Raw genomic sequence first — 19,027 nt, 5'->3', positions numbered from 1 at the left:
GGCGGCGCACTTCAGTGCGTCATCACCTGCTTGAGGAAGCTGCGGGTGCGCTCGCTGCGCGGCTGCGTGAAGAATGCCTCGGCCGCCGCCGATTCGATGATCTCGCCCTTGTCCATGAAGATCACGGTGTTGGCCACTTTGCGCGCAAAGGCCATCTCGTGCGTGACGCAGATCATGGTCATGCCCTCGTCGGCCAGTTGCGTCATGACGTCCAGCACCTCCTTGATCATCTCGGGGTCGAGCGCCGAGGTGGGTTCATCGAACAGCATGACCTTGGGCTGCATGCACAGCGATCGCGCGATGGCTACGCGCTGCTGCTGCCCGCCCGACAGCTGGCCGGGGTACTTGTTGGCTTGTTCGGCGATACGCACGCGCTCCAGGTAGTGCATGGCAGTGTCGCGCGCCTCGGCTCTGGAGATCTTGCGCACCCAGACCGGCGCGAGCATGAGGTTGTCCAGCACCGTGAGGTGCGGAAACAGGTTGAACTGCTGGAACACCATGCCGACTTCGCGCCGCACGGCCACCACGTTCTGCGCGCGCGCCTTGGCGGTCAGCTCCACGCCGTCGACGACGATCTGCCCCTGCTGGTGCGATTCGAGCCGGTTGATGCAGCGGATCAGCGTGGATTTGCCCGAGCCCGACGGGCCGCAGATCACCACGCGTTCGCCCTTGCTCACGTTGAGCGACACGTCGCGCAGTGCGTGATAGGCGCCGTACCACTTGTTCACATTCTGGATCGAGATCATGGCGGGTCCTTGGCGGATATCGGGGGAAGGGAGAGGTTCAGGCGAGGGCGCGCGCATGGGCCAGGCCGTGGCGCAGGGCGGCGCGCTGCGCGTCGTCGAAGACGGTCTTGCAGGTGCGCGAGAAGGCCGAGCGGATCAGCCCGTCGTCGTGCAGCGCGACCTTGATGCGCGCATACATGTCGGAGCGCGGCAGCGCATAGACCGCGCGCACCAGCGGGTAGAGCGCGTCGTTGGCGGCGCGCATGGCGTTGAGGTCGCGGGCCTCGCTGGCCCGCCACAGGTGTGCCAGCGCCTGGGGTGCCAGGCTGGCCAGGCCCGAGAGGATGCCGTCGCCGCCCACGGCGAGCTGCGGCAGGAACCAGTCGAAGTTGGACGGCAGCATCAGCAGGCCGGGGTTGGCGGCCTTGGTCGCGCGCAGGTTGTCCTCGTACAGCGTCATGCTGTCCGAGCCTTCCTTGATGCCGAGCAGCCGGGGCAGCGCGGCAATGGCCGCCAGCGTGGCTGTGTCGTGCGTGGCAGGCGAAGCGAACGGGTACTGGAACAGCGCCAGCGGCGTGTCCACCGCTTCGCCGATGGTGCGCACGTGGGCGATCTGCGCCTGGCTGCGCGCGGCGGCCTCCAGGCCGGGGAATTCGAGCGGGAACACGGTCAGCACGTCGGCGCCGCTGTCCTGCGCCTGGCGCGCCTGCTCGACCGCGTCGGCGGTGTCGCGCGCCACCAGGCCGGCCACCAGGCATTGGCCCGGTGCCATGTGGCGGCGTGTGAAGCGGATGACCTCGGCGCGTTCATCGGGCGTGAGCGCGCCGCTTTCGCCGGCGTGGCCGTTGACGAAGACGGAGCTGACCTCGGGCTGGGTCGTGCAGTAGCCGAGCACGCGCGTGAAGCCGTCCCAGTCGATGCGGCCGTCAGCGTGGAAGGGAAGGATGGTGGCGACGGTGAGGCGTCGCAGCCAGTGGCTGTTCATGGATGTTTGTGAAGGAAGGGAGGAGGCGCCCGTGCTGCGCGGCAGCGCGGGCGAGGCCGGTCTCATGTGCGCGGCGCCATCGGCGCGCCGAAGCGTTTTTCAAGCTGGGCCTGCACCAGGCCCCAGGCGGTCGTCATGATGAGGTAGAACACGGCGGCGGCGGCGAACACCTCCAGCACCTCGAACTTCTCCTGCATCACCATCTGGCTGCGGCGCAGCAGCTCTTCCATCGAGATCACCGAGGTGATCGAGGTGGACTTGAGCAAGCCGTTGATCGAATTGCCCAGCGGCGGAATCATCAGGCGGAAGGCCTGCGGGAAGGTGACCTTCCACACCACGAGCCAGCGCGGTAGGCCCAGCGAATCGGCCGCTTCGCGCTGCCCGGCGGGCACGCCCAGGAAGCCGCTGCGCACGATCTCGGCCATGTAAGCCGCTTCGTTGAGGATCAGCGCCAGCAGCGACGACTCGACCACGCCCAGGCGGATGCCGAGCTGCGGCAGGCCGGTGTAGATGATCACCAGCTGGATCAGCAGCGGCGTGCCGCGGAAGACCCAGAGGTAGAAGCGCGCAAGATAGCTGATCGCCGGGTTGGCGGCCATGCGCATGAAGGCGACGATCACCCCCAGCAGCATGCCGCCAATGACGGTGACCACCGTCATGCCGAGCGTGACGAGGACACCCTTGAGCAGGAATCCGTTGGTCAGGTAGCCGAGGAAGGCATCCGGCTTGAAGAACTCCATGGTGTCCTGCGTTCCTGTGGTTGTTTATTTCGGGCCTTCGCCGCGGATCGCGATCACGCGCTCCGGCAGCCGGGTCATGGCGTACCCGCCCAGGATGCGGTCGTAGGTGCCATCCTGGACCATGTCGTTGTACACCTTGACCACGGCGTCGGCCACGACCTTGGAGCGGAAGCTCATCATGGTCGGCGAGCCGCCCTGCGCGGGCAGCAGCATCTTGGCGATGCCGCTCTTCACGAAGGCGCCGCCCGCGTAGTTGGGGAACGCGGCCACGTCGAGCTGTCCGGCGCGCAGCGCAGCCATCACGTCGCTGGCGGTCGGGAAGGCGTTGATCTTCATCGCCTTCTTGCCCTTGGCCTGGTTTTCCTTGTCGACCGTGCGCAGCCAGCGCTCCTGGTACGAATCGGTCTCGACGCCGACGGTCATGCCTTCCATCGCCTCGGGCGAAGCGACGGCGACCTTGGTGCTGGGTGCGCCCACCACGTCGATGGCCGACATGGCGTAGGGGATGGCCCACATCATCTTCGCGCGCTCGTCGGTGTAGAACATGCCGGTGTTGATGCCGTCGAAGCGGCCGGCCTTGAGCGCGGGGATCATGGCCGGGAAGTCCATGCGGACCAGCTCGGCCTTCAGGCACAGGCGCTTGGCGATCTCGTTGGCCAGCTCGACGTTCATGCCCTTGAGCTCGCCGGTGGTGTCGATGTACTGCAGCGGGCGCAGCGTCGGGTTGGTGGAAAGCATGAGCTTTCCCTCGGAGATCAATTCACTCTTGGGGATGGTGGGAGTGCAGTTCTGGGCTGTCGCAGCCACCGGAGCCAGGCTCGCGCCTCCGGCAATTGCCACCAGCGCCAAGGCAGAGCGCAAACGATTGAGATACACGGTGAAGCCCTTCGTAGAATCTTCCACTCGGAAGTGAGCAAGAAGTAAGCCGAAGAATAAGTCCGCTGATAGCGCCGCTTCAATTCCGTTTGGGGGCGCGACTATAAGGACTCGGTATATGTGCCGCGTGGTGTAGCATGCACCAGGCACAAGACCCCGCGCGCCGTTTTGGGGCGCGCCATGCGGCGCCATGCTGCACAGCAGCAAGACCACATGAAAAACGGGGCCACTCACCTTCATGACAGATTCATCGACACGCACCCTGATCAACCTGCGCCAGCTCGAGGTGTTGCGCGCCGTCATGCGCTACCGCACCACCATCGGCGCGGCCGAAGAGCTGGGCATGTCGCAGCCTGCGGTCAGCAACGCGATCAAGCTGGCCGAGGCGAAGATCGGCGTGCAGCTGTTCGACCGCGTGAGCAACCGGCTGCTGCCCACGCCGGATGCGCGCATCCTGCTGGCCGATGCCGAGCCGCTGTTTCGCGTGCACGAGGCGATCCAGCGCAAGGCCTGGGACCTGCGCACGGGCCGCGCCGGTGTATTGCGCATCGCCGCCACCGCGGAGCTGTCGCAGTATCTCGTGCCGTCGGTGCTGCGGCTCTTCCTGCAGGACCATCCGGACGTGCGCATCGCGCTGGAGACGCTGCGCATGGACGAGCTGCTGGAGAACGTGGAAAGCGGCAGCGCCGACATCGGCGTGGCCATGCGCCCGCCCACGCGGCCCAGCCTGGTCCAGGACGTGCTGGTCGAGGCGCAGATGATGTGCCTGTGCCCGCCCGGCGATCCGCTGGCGGTCAAGCCCGTGCTCTCGCCGTTCGATCTGCGCGAGCGCACCCTCATCGGCCCCGCGCCCGGCGCGCCGCTGGGGGCGCTGATCGATGCGGCCTTCGAGCGCGCGGGCGACCACTACAACCCTTCGATCGAGGCGCGCTTTTCCAATGTGGCCAGCGTGCTGGTGGACCAGGGCCTGGGCATCGGGTTCGTGGATGAACTGACTGCGCGCTACCGCCCGGGCAGCGTGAGCAGCAGCCACCGCTTCAGCCCCAAGGTGCCCATCAAGGTGTGCGGCCTGGTGGTGCGGGACCGGCCGGTCTCGCGCATGGGCCAGGCCTTCCTCGAGCAGGCGCGCAGCTTCCTGCAGGACGGCCTGGGATCGCCTCGCCCGCCGCCTGAGGACGCCGCGCCACCGGCAGCGGGCGACTGAGGCGGCGCTTCCCCAATGAAAAAAGGGCACCTTGCGGTGCCCTTTTTCACGTGGCCGGCGGGCGGCGCGCGTTTACAGCGTGTCGATGAAGCTGCGCAGCTTGTCGCTGCGGCTCGGGTGCTTGAGCTTGCGCAGCGCCTTGGCTTCGATCTGGCGGATGCGCTCGCGCGTCACGTCGAACTGCTTGCCCACTTCTTCGAGCGTGTGGTCGGTGCTCATCTCGATGCCGAAGCGCATGCGCAGCACCTTGGCCTCGCGCGGCGTCAGGCTGTCGAGGATGTCCTTGACCACGTCGCGCAGGCCGGCCTGCATCGCGGCCTCGATCGGCGCGGTGTTGGCGCTGTCCTCGATGAAGTCGCCCAGGTGCGAGTCGTCGTCGTCGCCGATGGGGGTTTCCATCGAGATCGGCTCCTTGGCGATCTTCATGATCTTGCGGATCTTGTCTTCCGGGATCTCCATCTTTGCGGCCAGGATGCCGGCGTCGGGCTCGAAGCCGAACTCCTGCAAGTGCTGGCGCGAGATGCGGTTCATCTTGTTGATGGTCTCGATCATGTGTACCGGGATGCGGATGGTGCGCGCCTGGTCGGCGATCGAGCGCGTGATGGCCTGGCGGATCCACCACGTGGCGTAGGTCGAGAACTTGTAGCCGCGGCGGTATTCGAACTTGTCCACCGCCTTCATCAGGCCGATGTTGCCTTCCTGGATCAGGTCGAGGAACTGCAGGCCGCGGTTGGTGTACTTCTTGGCGATGGAGATCACGAGGCGCAGATTGGCCTCGATCATTTCCTTCTTGGCGTCGCGCGACGAGGCCTCGCCTTCGTTCATGCGCTTGTTGATGTCCTTGAGCTCGGACAGCGGCACCACCACGCGCGATTGCAGGTCCATCAGCTTCTGCTGCAGTTCCTGGATCGGCGGGATGTTGCGCGCGATGATCGTGCTCCAGGGCTTGCCGGCGGCGGCCTGCTTCTCGACCCACTTGAGGTTGAGCAGGTTGGGCGGGAAGTCCTTGATGAAGGTTTCCTGCGGCATGCCGCACTTGTCCACGATGATGCGGCGCAGCTCGCGCTCCTTCTTGCGCACGTCGTCCACCTGGGCGCGCACCATGTCGCACAGCTTCTCGATGGTCTTGGCGGTGAAGCGGATGGTCATGAGCTCGTCGCTCAGGGCCTTCTGGGCCTTCACGTAGGTGGGGCTGCCGTAGCCTTCCTTGTCGTAGCTCTTGTGCACCTTCTCGAACAGCTCGCGCAGCTTGTCGAAGCGGCTGAGCGCCTCGCGCTTGAGTTCCTCGAGCTTCTTGGTCAGGGCCTTGGAGCCGCCGTTGCCGTCGTCGTCGTCGTCGGCATCGAACTCGTCGAAGTCTTCCTCGGCCACGTAGTCGTCGGCCTCGTTCGGGTTGGAGAAGCCGTCCACCACGGTGGAGATCACCACCTTGCCTTCACGGATCTCGTCGGCCAGGCGGAACACCTCGGCAATCGTGGCGGGCGAGGCACTGATGGCTTCCATCATGCGCATCAGGCCGCCCTCGATGCGCTTGGCGATCTCGATCTCGCCTTCGCGCGTGAGCAGCTCCACCGTGCCCATCTCGCGCATGTACATGCGCACCGGGTCGGTGGTGCGGCCGAATTCGCTGTCCACGGTGGACAGGGCGGCTTCGGCTTCTTCCTCGGCCTCTTCCACCGTGGCGGCGGTGGGCGTCACGTTGTTCTGGAACAGGGTCTCGGCGTCGGGCGTCTGCTCGTACACGGCCACGCCGAGGTCGTTCAGCATGGTGACCACGACTTCCATGGTCTCGGCATCCACCAGCTTGTCGGGCAGGTGGTCGGAGATTTCGACCTGGGTCAGGTAGCCGCGGGTCTTGCCCAGCGTGATCAGCGTCTTCAGGCGCTGGCGGCGCTTGGCCATGTCTTCTTCGGACAGCACGGTTTCGTCCAGGCCGAATTCCTTCATCAAGGCCCGTTCCTTGGCCTTGCTGATCTTCATGCGCAGCGGCTTGACCTTCTCCGGGGTCTCGGTGGCGGCGGGCTCCTCGGCGAACTCGGCCTCGATGTCGGACAGGTCTTCCTCGGCGCCGTCATCCTTGGCGGCGGCGCTCTTGGGCTTGCGGCCGCGCTTGGCGCCGGCCTTGGGCGGGGCGCTGGATTCGGCGGCGGCCGCCTTGGGCGGGCGGCCGGGTTTTTTCTTCGGAGCCTCTTCGGCGGCGGCTTTGGCGGTTTTCTTCAGCTCTTCGGGGGCGGGAGACTTCGATGCGGGCACTGGTTTGGCTTTCGTTGCAGGCTTGGCGGCGGCCTGGGCCACAGGCTTGGCTGCCTTGGCAGCGGCCTTGGCCGGCGGGGCGGCCGGGCGGGTCACGGTTTTTGCAGCGGGCTTGGCAGCGGACTTGACGGGCTTCTTGGACTTTTGAGCGGGCATGGACGACCTCGGTACTTCAAAAACGGACACAAAGAAACAAACAAGCGCCACAACTTCCCGGCGCGGGTGGCGAGACAACAGGCGGAAAGGGGGTTTCCGGCCGTCGCTCAGGGGCAAGATGGGTGGGCGAACATTTGGTGTGCAGTCCTTGCGGTGATGTGGCGGGTCGTGTGCTGATGACACGGTTGGCCGGGCCCGGAGGTGCTGCTGTCGCTCTTGCCGCTAGAAAACCCTACATTATACCGCCCTGGCGGAATTTCAAGCCTTGCCCGGGGATTTGGCGGCCAGCCGGGCGCGTCGGCGCTCGTGCAGCTCGCGGTAGCGCTCCAGGTCGGAGGCGGCCAGGGCCTCGGTTTCCTGCTGCTTGAGCCAGTCGTCCAGGATCAGGTCGAGCAGGGCGCGCAGTTCCTGGCGCGCCTCCTGCGGCGGCGCCGGCTCGGCCGGGGTGCCGGCCGTGGGCGCGATGGCGCCCGCCATCAGGCGCCGCGCCAGGCCGGCGAACTCGTGCTCCTCGTGCAGGGCCTCGCTCAGGGCGCCCCAGGGCAGGGGGCCATGCTCGTGCAACTGGCTGTCGAGCCAGACGAACAGTGGGCCGTGCGGCGCCGGCTGTTCGCACAGCAGGGTGTGGTCTTCATGGGTCAGGGCTTCCCAGGCTGCGGCGTTGGCCAGCAGCAGCCGGGCGGCGTGGTCGGCGCGGCTGGCCGGCAGCGCGCGGCCGCCCAGGCGCGGGCGCGGCGCGAAGGCCCTGGAGGCCGGGGCGCCGGCGTCCCCGGCGGATGCAGCCCGGGAGCCCTCCTTGGCGTAGCGCTTTCCCGCCCCCGGGCGGGCGCCGGCAGGGCGGCCGCTCCACAGTTCGGCCAGCTCATGGCCGCCGAGCTGCACCAGGTCGGCGATCTCGCCCAGCAACTGCCGCTTGAGCGCGCCGTCGGGCAGGGCGCTCCACAGCGGCCGGGCATTGCTGGCGGCGTGGGCGCGGCCCTCGGCGGTGTTGAGGTCGCAGCCCTCGCGCGCCGATTCCACCAGGAAGCGCGACAGCGGCATGGCCTCGCCCACGCAGCGCGCGAACGCGTCCTGGCCGAACTCGCGGATGTAGCTGTCGGGGTCATGCTCGGACGGCAGGAACAGGAACTTGACCGAGCGCACGTCGGTGGCATAAGGCAGGGCGCCGTCCAGCGCCTTGCGCGCGGCGCGCCGGCCGGCGGCGTCGCCGTCGAAGCTGAACACCACGCTGTCGGTGAAGCGGAACAGCTTCTGCACATGGTCTGAGGTGCAGGCCGTGCCGAGCGTGGCCACGGCGTTGGGAAAGCCGAGCTGCGCCAGCGCCACCACGTCCATGTAGCCTTCGGTCACCAGCACGTAGCCCTGCTCACGCAGCGCCTGGCGGGCCTCGAACAGGCCGTAGAGTTCGCGGCCCTTGCTGAACACCGGGGTCTCGGGCGAGTTGAGGTACTTGGGTTTCTCGTCGCCCAGCACCCGCCCGCCGAAGCCGATGCATTCGCCCTTGACGTTGCGGATCGGGAACATCACGCGGTCGCGGAAGCGGTCGTAGCGCTTGGCCTCGCCCGAGTGCTCGTCCTCGTTGACGATGACCAGGCCGCTCTCGGCCAGCAGCGGGTCGTCGTAGCTGGGGAACACGCTGGCCAGGCTGCGCCAGCCCTCGGGCGCGTAGCCCAGGCCGAAGCGCTTGGCGATTTCGCCCGAGAGGCCGCGGCCCTTGAAGTAGCCAACGGCGCGGGGCGAGTGCTTGAGGTTCTTTTTGTAGGCATCGCAGGCCTTCTCGAGCACGTCGCTCAGCGTGGCCTGCTTCTGCCGCTGCTCGGCGGCGCGGGCGCGGTCCTGCGGCGAGGCGTCGTCCTCGGGCACCTGCAGGCCGTACTGCTGGGCCAGGTCCTTCACGGCCTCCACGAAGGTCATGCCCGCGTGCTCCATCAGGAAGCTGATGGCGTTGCCGTTCTTGCCGCAGCCGAAGCAGTGGTAGAACTGCTTGGACGGGCTGACCGAGAACGAGGGCGATTTCTCGCCGTGGAACGGGCACAGCCCCATGAAATTGGCGCCGCCCTTCTTGAGCTGTACGTAGCGGCCGACGATCTCGACCACGTCGGCGCGCGCAAGCAATTCCTGGATGAAAGACTGGGGGATGGCCACGCCGGGATTGTCCCCGAAAGGTCGCCGTTCGGTATTTCTACTTAATGGGGCGCGCGCCGAAAAGCCGCTACGCTTGGCGGCTGACACCCACAAGACCCATTCAAGGAGACCGCACCATGCCCCGTATTTTCGACCAGGACCTGCCGCGCACCGAGGCCAACCACGCACCGCTGTCGCCGCTGTCGTTCATCGAGCGCACGGCCGAGGTCTATCCGCAGCGCCTGGCGGTGGTCCATGGCACGCTGCGCCGCAGCTGGGGTGAGGTCTACGTGCGCTGCCGCCGGCTGGCCAGCGCGCTGCGCGGGGCGGGCGTGGGCCGCAACGACACGGTGGCCGTGATGCTGCCCAACACGCCGCCGATGGTGGAGGCGCATTTCGGCATCCCGATGGCGGGCGCGGTGCTCAATGCACTCAACACCCGGCTCGACGCGCCCACGCTGGCCTTCATGCTGGACCACGGCGAGGCCCGGGTGGTGATCGTCGATCCCGAGTTCGCCGGGGTGATGCGCGAGGCCCTCGCGCTGCGCCAGTCGAGCGAACCGCTGCTGGTGATCGACGTGGAAGACCCGGTCTATGGCGGCCCGGTGCAGCGCATCGGCAGCCTCACCTACGAGGCCTTCCTGGCCGGCGGCGACCCGCAGTTCGCCTGGGCGCTGCCCGGCGACGAGTGGGATGCGATCGCGCTCAACTACACCAGCGGCACCACCGGCAACCCCAAGGGCGTGGTCTACCACCACCGCGGCGCGGCCCTCAATGCGCTGTCCAACATCCTCGAATGGGACATGCCCAAGCATGCGGCCTACCTGTGGACGCTGCCCATGTTCCATTGCAACGGCTGGTGCTTTCCGTGGACGGTGGCGGCGCGCGCCGGCGTCAACGTGTGCCTGCGCAAGGTCGAGGCGCAGGCCATCTTCGATGCCATCCGTGACCACGGCGTCACGCACTACTGCGGCGCGCCCATCGTGCATGGCCTGCTGGTGAACGCGCCCGAGGCCATGAAGGCGGGCGTTCCCGCCGGCGTCAAGGCCATGGTGGCCGGCGCCGCGCCGCCGGCCTCGATGATCGAGGGCATGGAGCAGATGGGGTTCGACCTGACCCATGTCTATGGCCTGACCGAGGTCTACGGCCCGGCCACCGTGTGTGCCAAGCACGGCGAATGGGACGCGTTGGACATCGGCGAGCGCGCCCGCCTCAACGCGCGCCAGGGCGTGCGCTACCACCTGGAGCGCGACGCGCGCGTGCTCGATCCGCAGACGATGCAGCCCGTGCCGCAGGACGGCGAGACCATGGGCGAGATCATGTTCCGCGGCAACATCGCGATGAAGGGCTACCTGAAGAACCCGCAGGCCACGCAGGAGGCGTTTGCCGGCGGCTGGTTCCACAGCGGCGACCTTGCCGTGCAGTACCCCGACGGCTACATCAAGATCAAGGACCGCAGCAAGGACATCATCATCTCGGGCGGCGAGAACATCTCGTCGATCGAGGTGGAGGACGTGCTCTACCGCCACCCCGACGTGCTGGCCGCCGCCGTGGTGGCCAAGGCCGACCCGAAGTGGGGCGAGACGCCCTGCGCCTTCGTCGAGCTGAAGGCCGGCGCGCAGACCACGGCCGAGGCCATCGTGGCGCATTGCAAGAAGCACCTGGCGGGCTTCAAGGTGCCGCGCGCCGTGGTGTTCGGCGAGCTGCCCAAGACCTCGACCGGCAAGATCCAGAAGTTCGAGCTGCGCAAGCAGGCCGGCTCGGCCGCGGCGATCGACGTCTGAGACCGCTGGCGCGCCCCCTCCCAGGGCCCGAGCTTTCCAATTTGGAGGCTTGACAAGCGCGCTCCTTGTAACAAAATGTCGTCGCAGTTGCCCCGTCGGCACAAAAGAAGCCAAAGGCTCACAGACGGGGCAGCCTGCTGCTGCCGAAGCTTCGCGGACACCGGATCGCCCTGACGTCATGGGGCGCCAGTGCCCGGGCTTGGCGGATGCAATCGCGAGTGGGTGCCGGCCGCAGCAAGGAGGAGCGGCCTAGCAGGCGCTGCGGTGTCAGTGGGGACGGGGTTTCGCGGGGAAGGCGAAACCTGGGGCCCGCCGATGGTATTCAGGGGGTAAGTGCGATGCTGACCGTGTTGATCGTGGACGACGATGAAGGCGTCCGCAACCAGGCCATGCGCTATCTGGCCAGCCCGGAAATCCGGCTGGCCTCGGCTTCCAATGGGCGCCTGGCGCTGGAGCAGGCGGCGCTGGTGTGCCCGGACATCGTGATCTGCGATGTCGACATGCCCGAACTCAACGGCTTCGACGTGCTGGAGGCGCTGAAGGCCGACGAGCGGCTGGCCTCGGCCCAGGTCATGATGCTGACCGCCCAGGGCTCGCGCAACAGCATGCGGCTGGGCATGTCGCTGGGCGCCGATGACTACCTCACCAAGCCCTTCACGCGCGAGGAGCTGGTGGAGGCGGTGAACGGCCTGATCCGCCGCCGCGGCCGGTTGGAGGTCATCAAGGACACGGCCGCGCGCAGTGGCGAATCGTCGCTGCGCAACCGCTTTGCCGGCAGCATCTCGGGCGACGAGGTCGCGCTGGTGCCGGACGTGACGCCGGCGCCGGCCGACCAGGTGCTGGCGGACGCCGCCGTGCTGGTGGCCGACATCCGCGGCTTCACCTCGATCGCCGAGAAGCTGCCGTCGCCGGACGTGGCGCGGCTGCTCTCGACCTATCTGGAGCGCGCCAGCGTGCCGATCCTGGCCCACGGCGGACAGCACCTCAAGCTCATGGGCAACGGGGTGATGGCAGTGTTCCCGGTCGATGTGCGGCAGCCCGGCAGCCCGTCGCACCGCGCGTTGGAGGCCGCCACCGAGATGGCCGAGATGGCGCAGGGCATGGCCGACTGGGTGGCCTCCACCTTCCAGGACGCGCGGCTGCCGCCGTTCAAGGTCGGCATCGGCGTGCACTGCGGCGATGTCGCGCTCAGCTATGCCGGCCGCGCGCAGGGCGGCGCGGAGGCCACGCTGGCCGGCGAGGCGGTGCAGATCGCCTCGCGGCTGGAGAACGCCGGACAGGCGCTCGGCTGGCGCATTGCGACCAGCGGCGCAGTGGTGCGGGCGGTCGGCGCGGATGCGCGCGTCGGCGCGGCCTCGACCCTCGCGCTGCGCGGCTCGGCGGCGCCCATCGAGGTGCGCGAGGTGCTGGGGCTGTCGGCCCCGGCAAAAAGCGGGGCCGAGGCCACGCTGGGGCCGGACGGCGCTTCAGCCACGGCGTTCGAGCACACGCTCGCGCTGGGCCGGCAGGCCGGCGGCGGCGGTTCCGCGGGGCCGGATGGCGGGGTGGCCGCGCGGCTGCAGCGCGAGGTGCGCGAGCACGCCGACCAGGCGGCCCGCGCCGTCAAGGAGGCGCTGCACGACAAGCTGGCCGAGCTGCGCCGCAGCGAGTTCCCGGCCGACGCGCCGCCGCTGCGCCTGGAAGGCTACCGGGTGCTGCGCCGCCTGGGGGTGGGCGGCATGTCCACGGTCTACCTGGCGCGGCGCGAGGCGCACGACGACCTCGTGGTGCTCAAGGTGCTGGGGCTCGACCCTCAGGCTGAGGAACCCACGGGGCGCTTCATGCGCGAGTGCTCGCTGCTGTCGGCCATCTCGCACCCGCACGTGGTGCGGATCTTCAACCGCGGCTTCTCGGACGACATGGCCTACATCGTCATGGAGTACTTCGAGAACGGCGACCTGCGCAGCCAGATGAAGGGTGCGCTGGCGCCGGCGCAGGCGGTGCGTATCCTCATCCAGGTGGCGGACGCGCTGGCCGCGATCCACCGCCTGGGCATCGTGCACCGCGACCTCAAGCCCGAGAACCTCATGGTGCGCGCCAACGGCGACGTGGTGCTGGCCGACTTCGGGGTGGCCAAGCAGGCCGGCGCGGCGGCGGCCAGCCAGCCCGAGCTGACCGTCAAGGGCGAACTGCTGGGCTCGCCGTCCTACATGAGCCCCGAGCAGATCTCGGGCGAGGCCGTGACCCCCCGCTCCGACCTCTACAGCCTGGGCGTGCTGCTGTACGAGCTGGTGGCGGGCGAGCGGCCGTACAACGGCAAGTCGCTGATGGAGCTGCTGTCGACGCACTTCAAGGCGCCGCTGCCCACGCTGCCGGCGCAGGCGGCGGCGCTGCAGCCGATCCTGGACCGGCTCATGGCCAAGAAGCCGGCGGCGCGCTACCCCTCGGCCGAGCCGCTGCTGGACGACCTGCGTGCGGTGGCCCGCAGCCTCCAGCCGCAGGGCGGCGACACCGCGGGCGGGCCCTAGTCGATGAGCGCCGTCTCACCCCTCCTGGCGGACACGATGGCGGCGCAGGCGCCCCGGGCGAGCCACCACTCCACCCAGTTGTCCACGCTGCCGGCTGGCCGCCGCGAGCACCAGCGGGCGCTGGCCGTGGTGCTGGTGTCGGCCATCGTGTTCCTGGCGATCGTGCCGTTCGCCAAGACGCTGCTCGGGCCCATGCCCGCCTTTCTGCCGGCGTACCAGTCGGCGCTGGTGCTCGGCGAGATCTCCACGGCCACGCTGCTGTTCGGCCAGTACGCGACCTGGCGCTCGCGCGGCCTGCTGGTGCTGGCGTCGGCCTACCTGTTCAGCGCCTTGATGGCGGTGGCCCACGCGCTGAGCTTTCCGGGGCTGTTCCTGCAAGGGGGGCTGCCCGGCGGCGGGCCGCAGACGACGGCCTGGCTCTACTTCCTCTGGCACGGCGGCTTTCCGTCGCTGGTGGTGGCCTATGCGCTGATGGACCCGCGCGAGGAGGTGTTCGCCAGCGGCCAGCGGCCGTCGGCCCTGCCGGCGATCGGCCTGTGCTGCGCGCTCGTGCTGGCGGCGGCGCTGCTGTGCGTGGCCCTGGTCACGCAGGGCCACGGGCTGCTGCCGGTCATCATGAGCGGCGACTACGACGCGGCGGCCAAGCAGCTGGCAGCCTCTGCCACCTGGGTGCTGGGCCTGGTGTCGGTGCCGCTGCTGTGGCGCCGGCGGCCGCGCTCGGTGCTGGACCTGTGGCTGATGGTCGTGATGTTCGCCTGGGTGTTCGACGTGGCGCTGGCGGCCGTGTTCAACGGCGCGCGCTACGACGTGGGCTGGTACTTCGGGCGGGTCTACGGCATCCTGGCAGCCTCGTTCATCCTGATCGTGCTGCTGCTGGACAATGCCGTGCTCTACAGCGAGCTGGCGCGGGCGCACGACATCCAGCACGAGGCGGCCGCGGCCAGCCGCGAGGCGCGCGACGCGGCCGAGGAGGCGACGCGCGCCAAGTCGCAGTTCCTGGCGAACATGAGCCACGAGATCCGCACGCCGATGAACGCGATGCTGGGCATGACCCAGCTCGCGCTCAAGGGGCCGCTGGACACGCGCCAGCGTGGCTACCTCGAGAAGAGCCTGCAGGCGGGGCGGCACCTGCTGGGCATCCTCAACGACATCCTCGACCTGTCCAAGATCGAGGCCGGCAAGCTCGCGGTGGACAGCGTGGATTTTGAGCTCGAGCAGGTGCTGTCCGGCGTCGGCGACCTCGTCAATGAGAAGGCCGGCGCCAAGGGGCTCGAGGTGGTGATCGACGTCGACGAGCACGTGCCCAAGATGCTGCAAGGCGACCCGATGCGCCTGGGCCAGGTCCTGATGAACCTGGCCAACAACGCCGTCAAGTTCACCGACCAGGGCGAGGTGGCCATCACCGTGCGCGTGGCGCAGGAGACGGCCGACGGCGTCGTGCTGCGCTTCGCCGTCACCGACACCGGCATCGGCCTGTCGCCCGAGCAGCAGGAGCGGATGTTCCAGTCGTTCGAGCAGGCCGACGCCTCCACCACGCGCCGCTTCGGCGGCACCGGGCTGGGGCTGGCGATCTCCCGCCACCTCACGGGGCTGATGGGCGGCGAGATTGGCGTGGAGAGCGCGCTGGGCGAGGGCGCCACGTTCTGGTTCACGGCCCGCTTCGGGCGCTCGGCGCAGCGCGCTCGCGCGCTGGTCACCAACGGCGGGCTCAAGGGTCGGCGCATCCTGGTGGTGGACGACAGCGCCCGCGCGCGCGCCGTGATCGTCGACATGCTGCTGCGCATGAAGTTCGAGGTGGTCCAGGCCGACGCCGGCCGCGCGGCCCTGGCGCTGGTGGCCCAGGCCGACGCCCAGGGCCGGCCCTTCGACCTCGTGCTGCTGGACTGGCAGATGCCGGAGATGGACGGCATCGAGGCCGCGCGCGAGCTGGCGCGCCTGCCGCTCGGGCGCCGGCCCGAGGTGCTGCTGGTCACCGCCTTCAACCGCGAGGAGGTCATCAGCGGCGCTCGCGCCGCCGGCGTGCGCGAGGTGCTGATCAAGCCCGTGAGCCCCTCGCTGGTGTTCGACGCCCTGGTCGGCGCGCTGGGGCGCGGCCCGGCGCGGCCCCCCGCGGGCCGGGCCGCCGCCGGCGAGCCGGCCGCCGCCGCGGCCTACGACGCGGCGCGGGTGCTGCTGGTGGAGGACAACCCGGCCAACCAGGAGGTGGTGGTGGGCCTGCTGGAGCTGCGCGGCATCCAGGTGGACGTGGCCGGCAACGGCCAGCAGGCGCTGGAGCGGCTGCAGGCGGCGCCGGACGGCACCTGGGACCTCGTCTTCATGGACCTGCAGATGCCGGTGATGGATGGCATCACTGCCACGCAGGCGATCCGCCAGCTCGAGCGCTACCGTGCGCTGCCGGTGGTGGCGATGACGGCCAACGCCCTGGTCGGCGACCGCGAGCGCTGCCTGGCGGCCGGCATGGACGACCACGTGGCCAAGCCGATCGACGAGGAGCAGTTGCTGGCCGTGCTGGCGCGCTGGCTGCGCCGCCCGCCCGTCCCGCCGCCGGCCGAGGCGCCCGCGATGGCGCCCGACGCGGCCCTGGGCGCGGGCCGGCCCGGCCGGCGCGTGCGGCTCGACGTGGCCGATGCCCCGGCGCTGGCCATACCGCCGCCGCAGCCCGCGGCCGGCGCGCCGGCGTCGCCCTTCGAGGCGCTGGACGCCGCGATGGCCCACGACATTCGTTCCTCGCTCGGCGTGGTGGCTGGCTACGCCCGCCTGCTGGAGCTGAAGTTCGGCCCCGCGCTGGACGACAAGGGGCGCGAGTACATCGCGACGATGAGCGACACCACGCGCGAGACCACCCAGCTCGTGACCGCCTGGCGCACAGCGGCGCGGCTGCTGCGCCAGCCGCTGCAGCCCGAGACAGTCGACATGGCCGCCCTGGTGGCCGCGATGGTGGACGAGCTGTTCGCGGCCGACGCACCGCCGGCTGCGCCCACCCGCGTGAGCGTGCAGCCGGGGCTGCCCGCCGCGCAGGGCGACGGCGTGTTGCTAGCCCACGTCTGGCGCCAGTTGCTGGACAACGCGCGCAAGTTCACGCGGGACACCGCCGAGCCGGCCGTCCGCATCGAGTGGCGGCGCGAGGGCGGCGCCACGCACTACGGCGTGCTGGACAACGGCATCGGCCTCGCGGCCAAGGACCGGGCCCGGCTGTTCCAGCCGCTGCAGCGCCCGCATGGCGAGGCGTTCGACGGCCTGGGCCTGGGCCTGTTCGTGGCCCACCAACTGGCGCAGCGCCACGGCGGGCAGCTGTGGGCCGAGCCCGTGGAGGGGGGCGGCGCCGCCTTCTGGCTGGTGCTGCCGGACGCCGCTGCCGGCCCCGGCGCCGCGGCCTGACGGGCCGGCCACTCCCTTTTTTTGAGATTCGACCGCTCCGGCGAGCCGGAACGCCGCGCCCTGGTGCCGCGGCTGCCGCTGCCGCGCACACCGAACACACGCTGACCGCGCCCGACACGCTCTCGGTGGCGGCGCCGCTGGTGCTGCAGGGCATCGCCTTCGCGCTGGTCGTGGGTGCGCCCATGAGCCGCACCAGCGGACCGACCGACCTGATCGAGCGCCTGCGCATCATGGGCATGGAGCCCGGCCTGCCGACCGGCGAGCCGTTCCAGCGCTTCGTGCGCGACCAGCTCGACAAGTGGGGCCGCCAGATCCGCGACGCCGGCATCCAGCCGGAGTGAGGCTGTACTGGGCGGTTGCTCCTCTTTTAATAGCAAGGAATGACCACCCCGCCTGGACATTGGGCTGATTTAGTTCAAAAAAAGCGTTCAGTCGCCTTCCACGGTGCCTTCGCGGCGCGGATCGGCGCCGCCGAGCCACACCGGCTGGCCGTGGATCTGGCCGCGCGTGATGGCCTGCACACCGCTGCCCAGTTCCTGCTCGCGCACCTCGTGGCCGCGGGCCTGCAGCGCCTGCACCGTGGCCGGCGGGAAGCGGTTCTGCTCCAGCAGCGTGGGCCCGTTGAAGGTGCCGAAGTTGGGCAGGTTGACCGCCTGCTGCGGCAGCAGGCCCCAGTTGAGCACGCCGTACAGCGTCTTGGCCGTGGAGTGGATGATCAGCGGGCCGCCCATGCTGCCGGTGCTCATCACGAGCTGGCCGGTGGCCTTGTCGAACACCAGGGTGGGTGCCATCGAGGAGCGCGGACGCTTGCCGGGCTGAACGCGGTTGGCGATCGGCTGGCCCTGGGCGTCGGCGGGGGCGAAGCTGAAATCGGTCAGCTCGTTGTTCAGCAGGAAGCCCTTGACCATCTGGCGCGCGCCAAACGCGTCTTCCACCGTCGTGGTCATGGCGACCGAATTGCCATAGGCGTCGACGATGCTGAGGTGCGAAGTGCCGTGCTCGATCTGCTCGGGCATGGGCGCGTAGCTGGTCTTCACGGCGCCGGGCACGCCGGGCTGGGCCACCTTCATGCTCTGCGCACCGATCAGCCGGGCGCGCTCGGCCAGGTAGCCGGGCGCCAGCAGGCTCATCCAGCTGCCGGCGGGCGGCTGCACGAAGTCAGGGTCGCCCAGGTACTGCGCGCGGTCGGCGAAGGCCAGGCGCGAGGCCTCGGTGTACAGGTGCAGCCAGTCGGCCGAGGGCGCCGGGCTGCTGCTGCCGGGCGTGCCGCCCAAGCCGGCGGCCAAGGGCAGGCTGGCGGCGTTGGTGTTGTTCAGCATGCCCAGGATCTGGCCGATGGCAATTGCGCCCGAGCCGGGCGGCGGGAAGCCGCAGATGCGGTAGTCGTTGGCACTCACCCGGTAGTCGTGGCAGATCGGCGAGCGCTTCCGGGCCTGGTAGCCGGCCAGGTCGGCCAGCGTGAGCTGGCCGGGGTTGGTGGGGTGTTTCTGCACCTTGTCGACGATGGCCTGCGCCACCTCGCCTTCGAGCAGGCCCTTGGCGCCCTCGGCGGCGATCTTCCTCAGCGTGGCGGCCAGTTCCGGGTTGCGCAGGTTGAAGCCGGCGTCGCGCGCATCGCCGTCGGGCTTGTAGAAGTAGGCGGCGGCGACCGGGTCCTTCTTGAGGTGGGCGTCGTTCCTGATCTGCATGTAAAGGCGTGTGCTGATCTTGAAGCCACCCTCGGCCAGCGTGATCGCAGGCTCGAACAGCTTGGCCCAGGGCAGCCTGCCGTACTGCTGGTGTGCCATCTCGAGCATGCGCACCGCGCCCGGCACGCCGACCGAGCGGCCGCCCACCACGGCGTCGTAGAACGGCAGGGGCTTGCCGTCGGCGCCGAGGAAGAGCTTTTCATTGGCCGCCGCGGGCGCCGTCTCGCGCCCGTCGAAGGCCTCGACGTCCTTGCCGTTGTAGTGCAGCAGGAAGGCGCCGCCGCCGATGCCGCTGGATTGCGGCTCCACCAGGGTCAGCACCATCTGCATGGCGACCGCGGCGTCGATGGCCGAGCCGCCGGCCTTGAGCACCTGGTAGCCGGCGTCGGTGGCCAGCGGGTTGGCAGCCGCCGCGGCGAACCGGGTGGTGGCCCAGCCGGGCTTGTCGGTGTAGCCCCAGGAGCCCTCGGGCTGCGGCGGCACGGTATAGGTGAAGCTGGGCGGCGTGGCAGCGCAGGCGGTGAGCAGGGCCGCCACCGTGATCGAGCCGAGCGTATGTTTCATGGCACCTCCTGAAGTCGTGGGCGATATTAGCCCGGCAGACCCG

The 19,027-nt window shown here is 69.4% G+C and carries 12 protein-coding genes; 5 read left to right on the top strand and 7 right to left on the bottom strand.

The features are described 5' to 3' along the window. Positions 1 to 11 precede the first annotated feature (11 nt). The 4 genes from MMF98_RS11610 to MMF98_RS11595 form a co-directional block, all read right to left on the bottom strand. Positions 12 to 746 carry an amino acid ABC transporter ATP-binding protein gene (locus MMF98_RS11610; RefSeq protein WP_243306428.1) on the bottom strand — a complete coding sequence of 245 codons (735 nt, stop codon included), beginning with the start codon at positions 744 to 746 and terminating at the stop codon, positions 12 to 14. Positions 747 to 783: 37 nt separating this feature from the next. Next, positions 784 to 1,710, bottom strand: a complete 927-nt coding sequence (locus tag MMF98_RS11605; RefSeq protein WP_243306427.1) for a dihydrodipicolinate synthase family protein — start codon at positions 1,708 to 1,710, stop codon at positions 784 to 786. Positions 1,711 to 1,772: 62 nt separating this feature from the next. After that, positions 1,773 to 2,450, bottom strand: coding sequence for an amino acid ABC transporter permease (locus MMF98_RS11600; RefSeq protein WP_243306426.1), 678 nt, complete (start codon positions 2,448 to 2,450; stop codon positions 1,773 to 1,775). Between the two features lie 24 nt (positions 2,451 to 2,474). Beyond that, entirely contained in the window at positions 2,475 to 3,188 is a 714-nt protein-coding gene (locus MMF98_RS11595) for a transporter substrate-binding domain-containing protein (RefSeq protein ID WP_243306425.1), read from the bottom strand. Positions 3,189 to 3,564: 376 nt separating this feature from the next. On the opposite strand from MMF98_RS11595, the gene MMF98_RS11590 reads away from it, so the two are divergent. Next, the gene (locus tag MMF98_RS11590) at positions 3,565 to 4,530 is read left to right on the top strand and encodes a LysR family transcriptional regulator (protein WP_243306424.1); all 966 of its coding nucleotides are present in this window, start codon (positions 3,565 to 3,567) and stop codon (positions 4,528 to 4,530) included. 72 nt (positions 4,531 to 4,602) lie between these two features. Here MMF98_RS11590 and rpoD read toward each other — a convergent pair whose 3' ends face one another. Both rpoD and dnaG read right to left on the bottom strand, forming a co-directional pair. Next, a complete protein-coding gene (rpoD, locus tag MMF98_RS11585; RefSeq protein WP_243306423.1) occupies positions 4,603 to 6,939 on the bottom strand; it encodes an RNA polymerase sigma factor RpoD in 2,337 nt (778 codons plus the stop codon). 258 nt (positions 6,940 to 7,197) lie between these two features. Next, positions 7,198 to 9,084: a DNA primase gene (gene dnaG, locus MMF98_RS11580; RefSeq protein WP_243306422.1), complete on the bottom strand. Its 1,887-nt coding sequence runs from the start codon at positions 9,082 to 9,084 to the stop codon at positions 7,198 to 7,200. A gap of 116 nt (positions 9,085 to 9,200) precedes the next feature. On the opposite strand from dnaG, the gene MMF98_RS11575 reads away from it, so the two are divergent. The 4 genes from MMF98_RS11575 to MMF98_RS11560 all read left to right on the top strand — a co-directional run bounded on the left by MMF98_RS11575 (position 9,201) and on the right by MMF98_RS11560 (position 17,073). Continuing rightward, on the top strand, positions 9,201 to 10,847 hold the full coding sequence (locus tag MMF98_RS11575; RefSeq protein WP_243306421.1) for an acyl-CoA synthetase: 1,647 nt from the start codon (positions 9,201 to 9,203) through the stop codon (positions 10,845 to 10,847). Positions 10,848 to 11,185: 338 nt separating this feature from the next. Then, positions 11,186 to 13,354 carry a protein kinase domain-containing protein gene (locus tag MMF98_RS11570; RefSeq protein WP_243306420.1) on the top strand — a complete coding sequence of 723 codons (2,169 nt, stop codon included), beginning with the start codon at positions 11,186 to 11,188 and terminating at the stop codon, positions 13,352 to 13,354. Between the two features lie 3 nt (positions 13,355 to 13,357). After that, the gene (locus MMF98_RS11565) at positions 13,358 to 16,732 is read left to right on the top strand and encodes a response regulator (RefSeq protein ID WP_243306419.1); all 3,375 of its coding nucleotides are present in this window, start codon (positions 13,358 to 13,360) and stop codon (positions 16,730 to 16,732) included. Positions 16,733 to 16,857: 125 nt separating this feature from the next. Next, on the top strand, positions 16,858 to 17,073 hold the full coding sequence (locus MMF98_RS11560; protein ID WP_243306418.1) for a hypothetical protein: 216 nt from the start codon (positions 16,858 to 16,860) through the stop codon (positions 17,071 to 17,073). 87 nt (positions 17,074 to 17,160) lie between these two features. Here the strand turns inward: MMF98_RS11560 and MMF98_RS11555 are convergent, their stop codons facing one another. Beyond that, complete coding sequence (locus tag MMF98_RS11555) at positions 17,161 to 18,984, bottom strand: gamma-glutamyltransferase family protein (RefSeq protein WP_243306417.1); 1,824 nt, start codon at positions 18,982 to 18,984, stop codon at positions 17,161 to 17,163. Between the last annotated feature and the right edge of the window lie 43 nt (positions 18,985 to 19,027).

The organism is Variovorax terrae (assembly GCF_022809125.1).
Lineage (GTDB): Bacteria > Pseudomonadota > Gammaproteobacteria > Burkholderiales > Burkholderiaceae_C > Variovorax_A > Variovorax_A terrae.
This window is presented reverse-complemented; position numbering and strand designations above follow the sequence as displayed.

Coding starts and splice junctions, on each gene's coding strand:
- MMF98_RS11610 (WP_243306428.1), bottom strand. CDS start 746: ATGATCTCGATCCAGAATGTGAACAAGTGGTACGGCGCCTATCACGCA.
- MMF98_RS11605 (WP_243306427.1), bottom strand. CDS start 1,710: ATGAACAGCCACTGGCTGCGACGCCTCACCGTCGCCACCATCCTTCCC.
- MMF98_RS11600 (WP_243306426.1), bottom strand. CDS start 2,450: ATGGAGTTCTTCAAGCCGGATGCCTTCCTCGGCTACCTGACCAACGGA.
- MMF98_RS11595 (WP_243306425.1), bottom strand. CDS start 3,188: ATGCTTTCCACCAACCCGACGCTGCGCCCGCTGCAGTACATCGACACC.
- MMF98_RS11590 (WP_243306424.1), top strand. CDS start 3,565: ATGACAGATTCATCGACACGCACCCTGATCAACCTGCGCCAGCTCGAG.
- rpoD (WP_243306423.1), bottom strand. CDS start 6,939: ATGCCCGCTCAAAAGTCCAAGAAGCCCGTCAAGTCCGCTGCCAAGCCC.
- MMF98_RS11575 (WP_243306421.1), top strand. CDS start 9,201: ATGCCCCGTATTTTCGACCAGGACCTGCCGCGCACCGAGGCCAACCAC.
- MMF98_RS11570 (WP_243306420.1), top strand. CDS start 11,186: ATGCTGACCGTGTTGATCGTGGACGACGATGAAGGCGTCCGCAACCAG.
- MMF98_RS11565 (WP_243306419.1), top strand. CDS start 13,358: ATGAGCGCCGTCTCACCCCTCCTGGCGGACACGATGGCGGCGCAGGCG.
- MMF98_RS11555 (WP_243306417.1), bottom strand. CDS start 18,984: ATGAAACATACGCTCGGCTCGATCACGGTGGCGGCCCTGCTCACCGCC.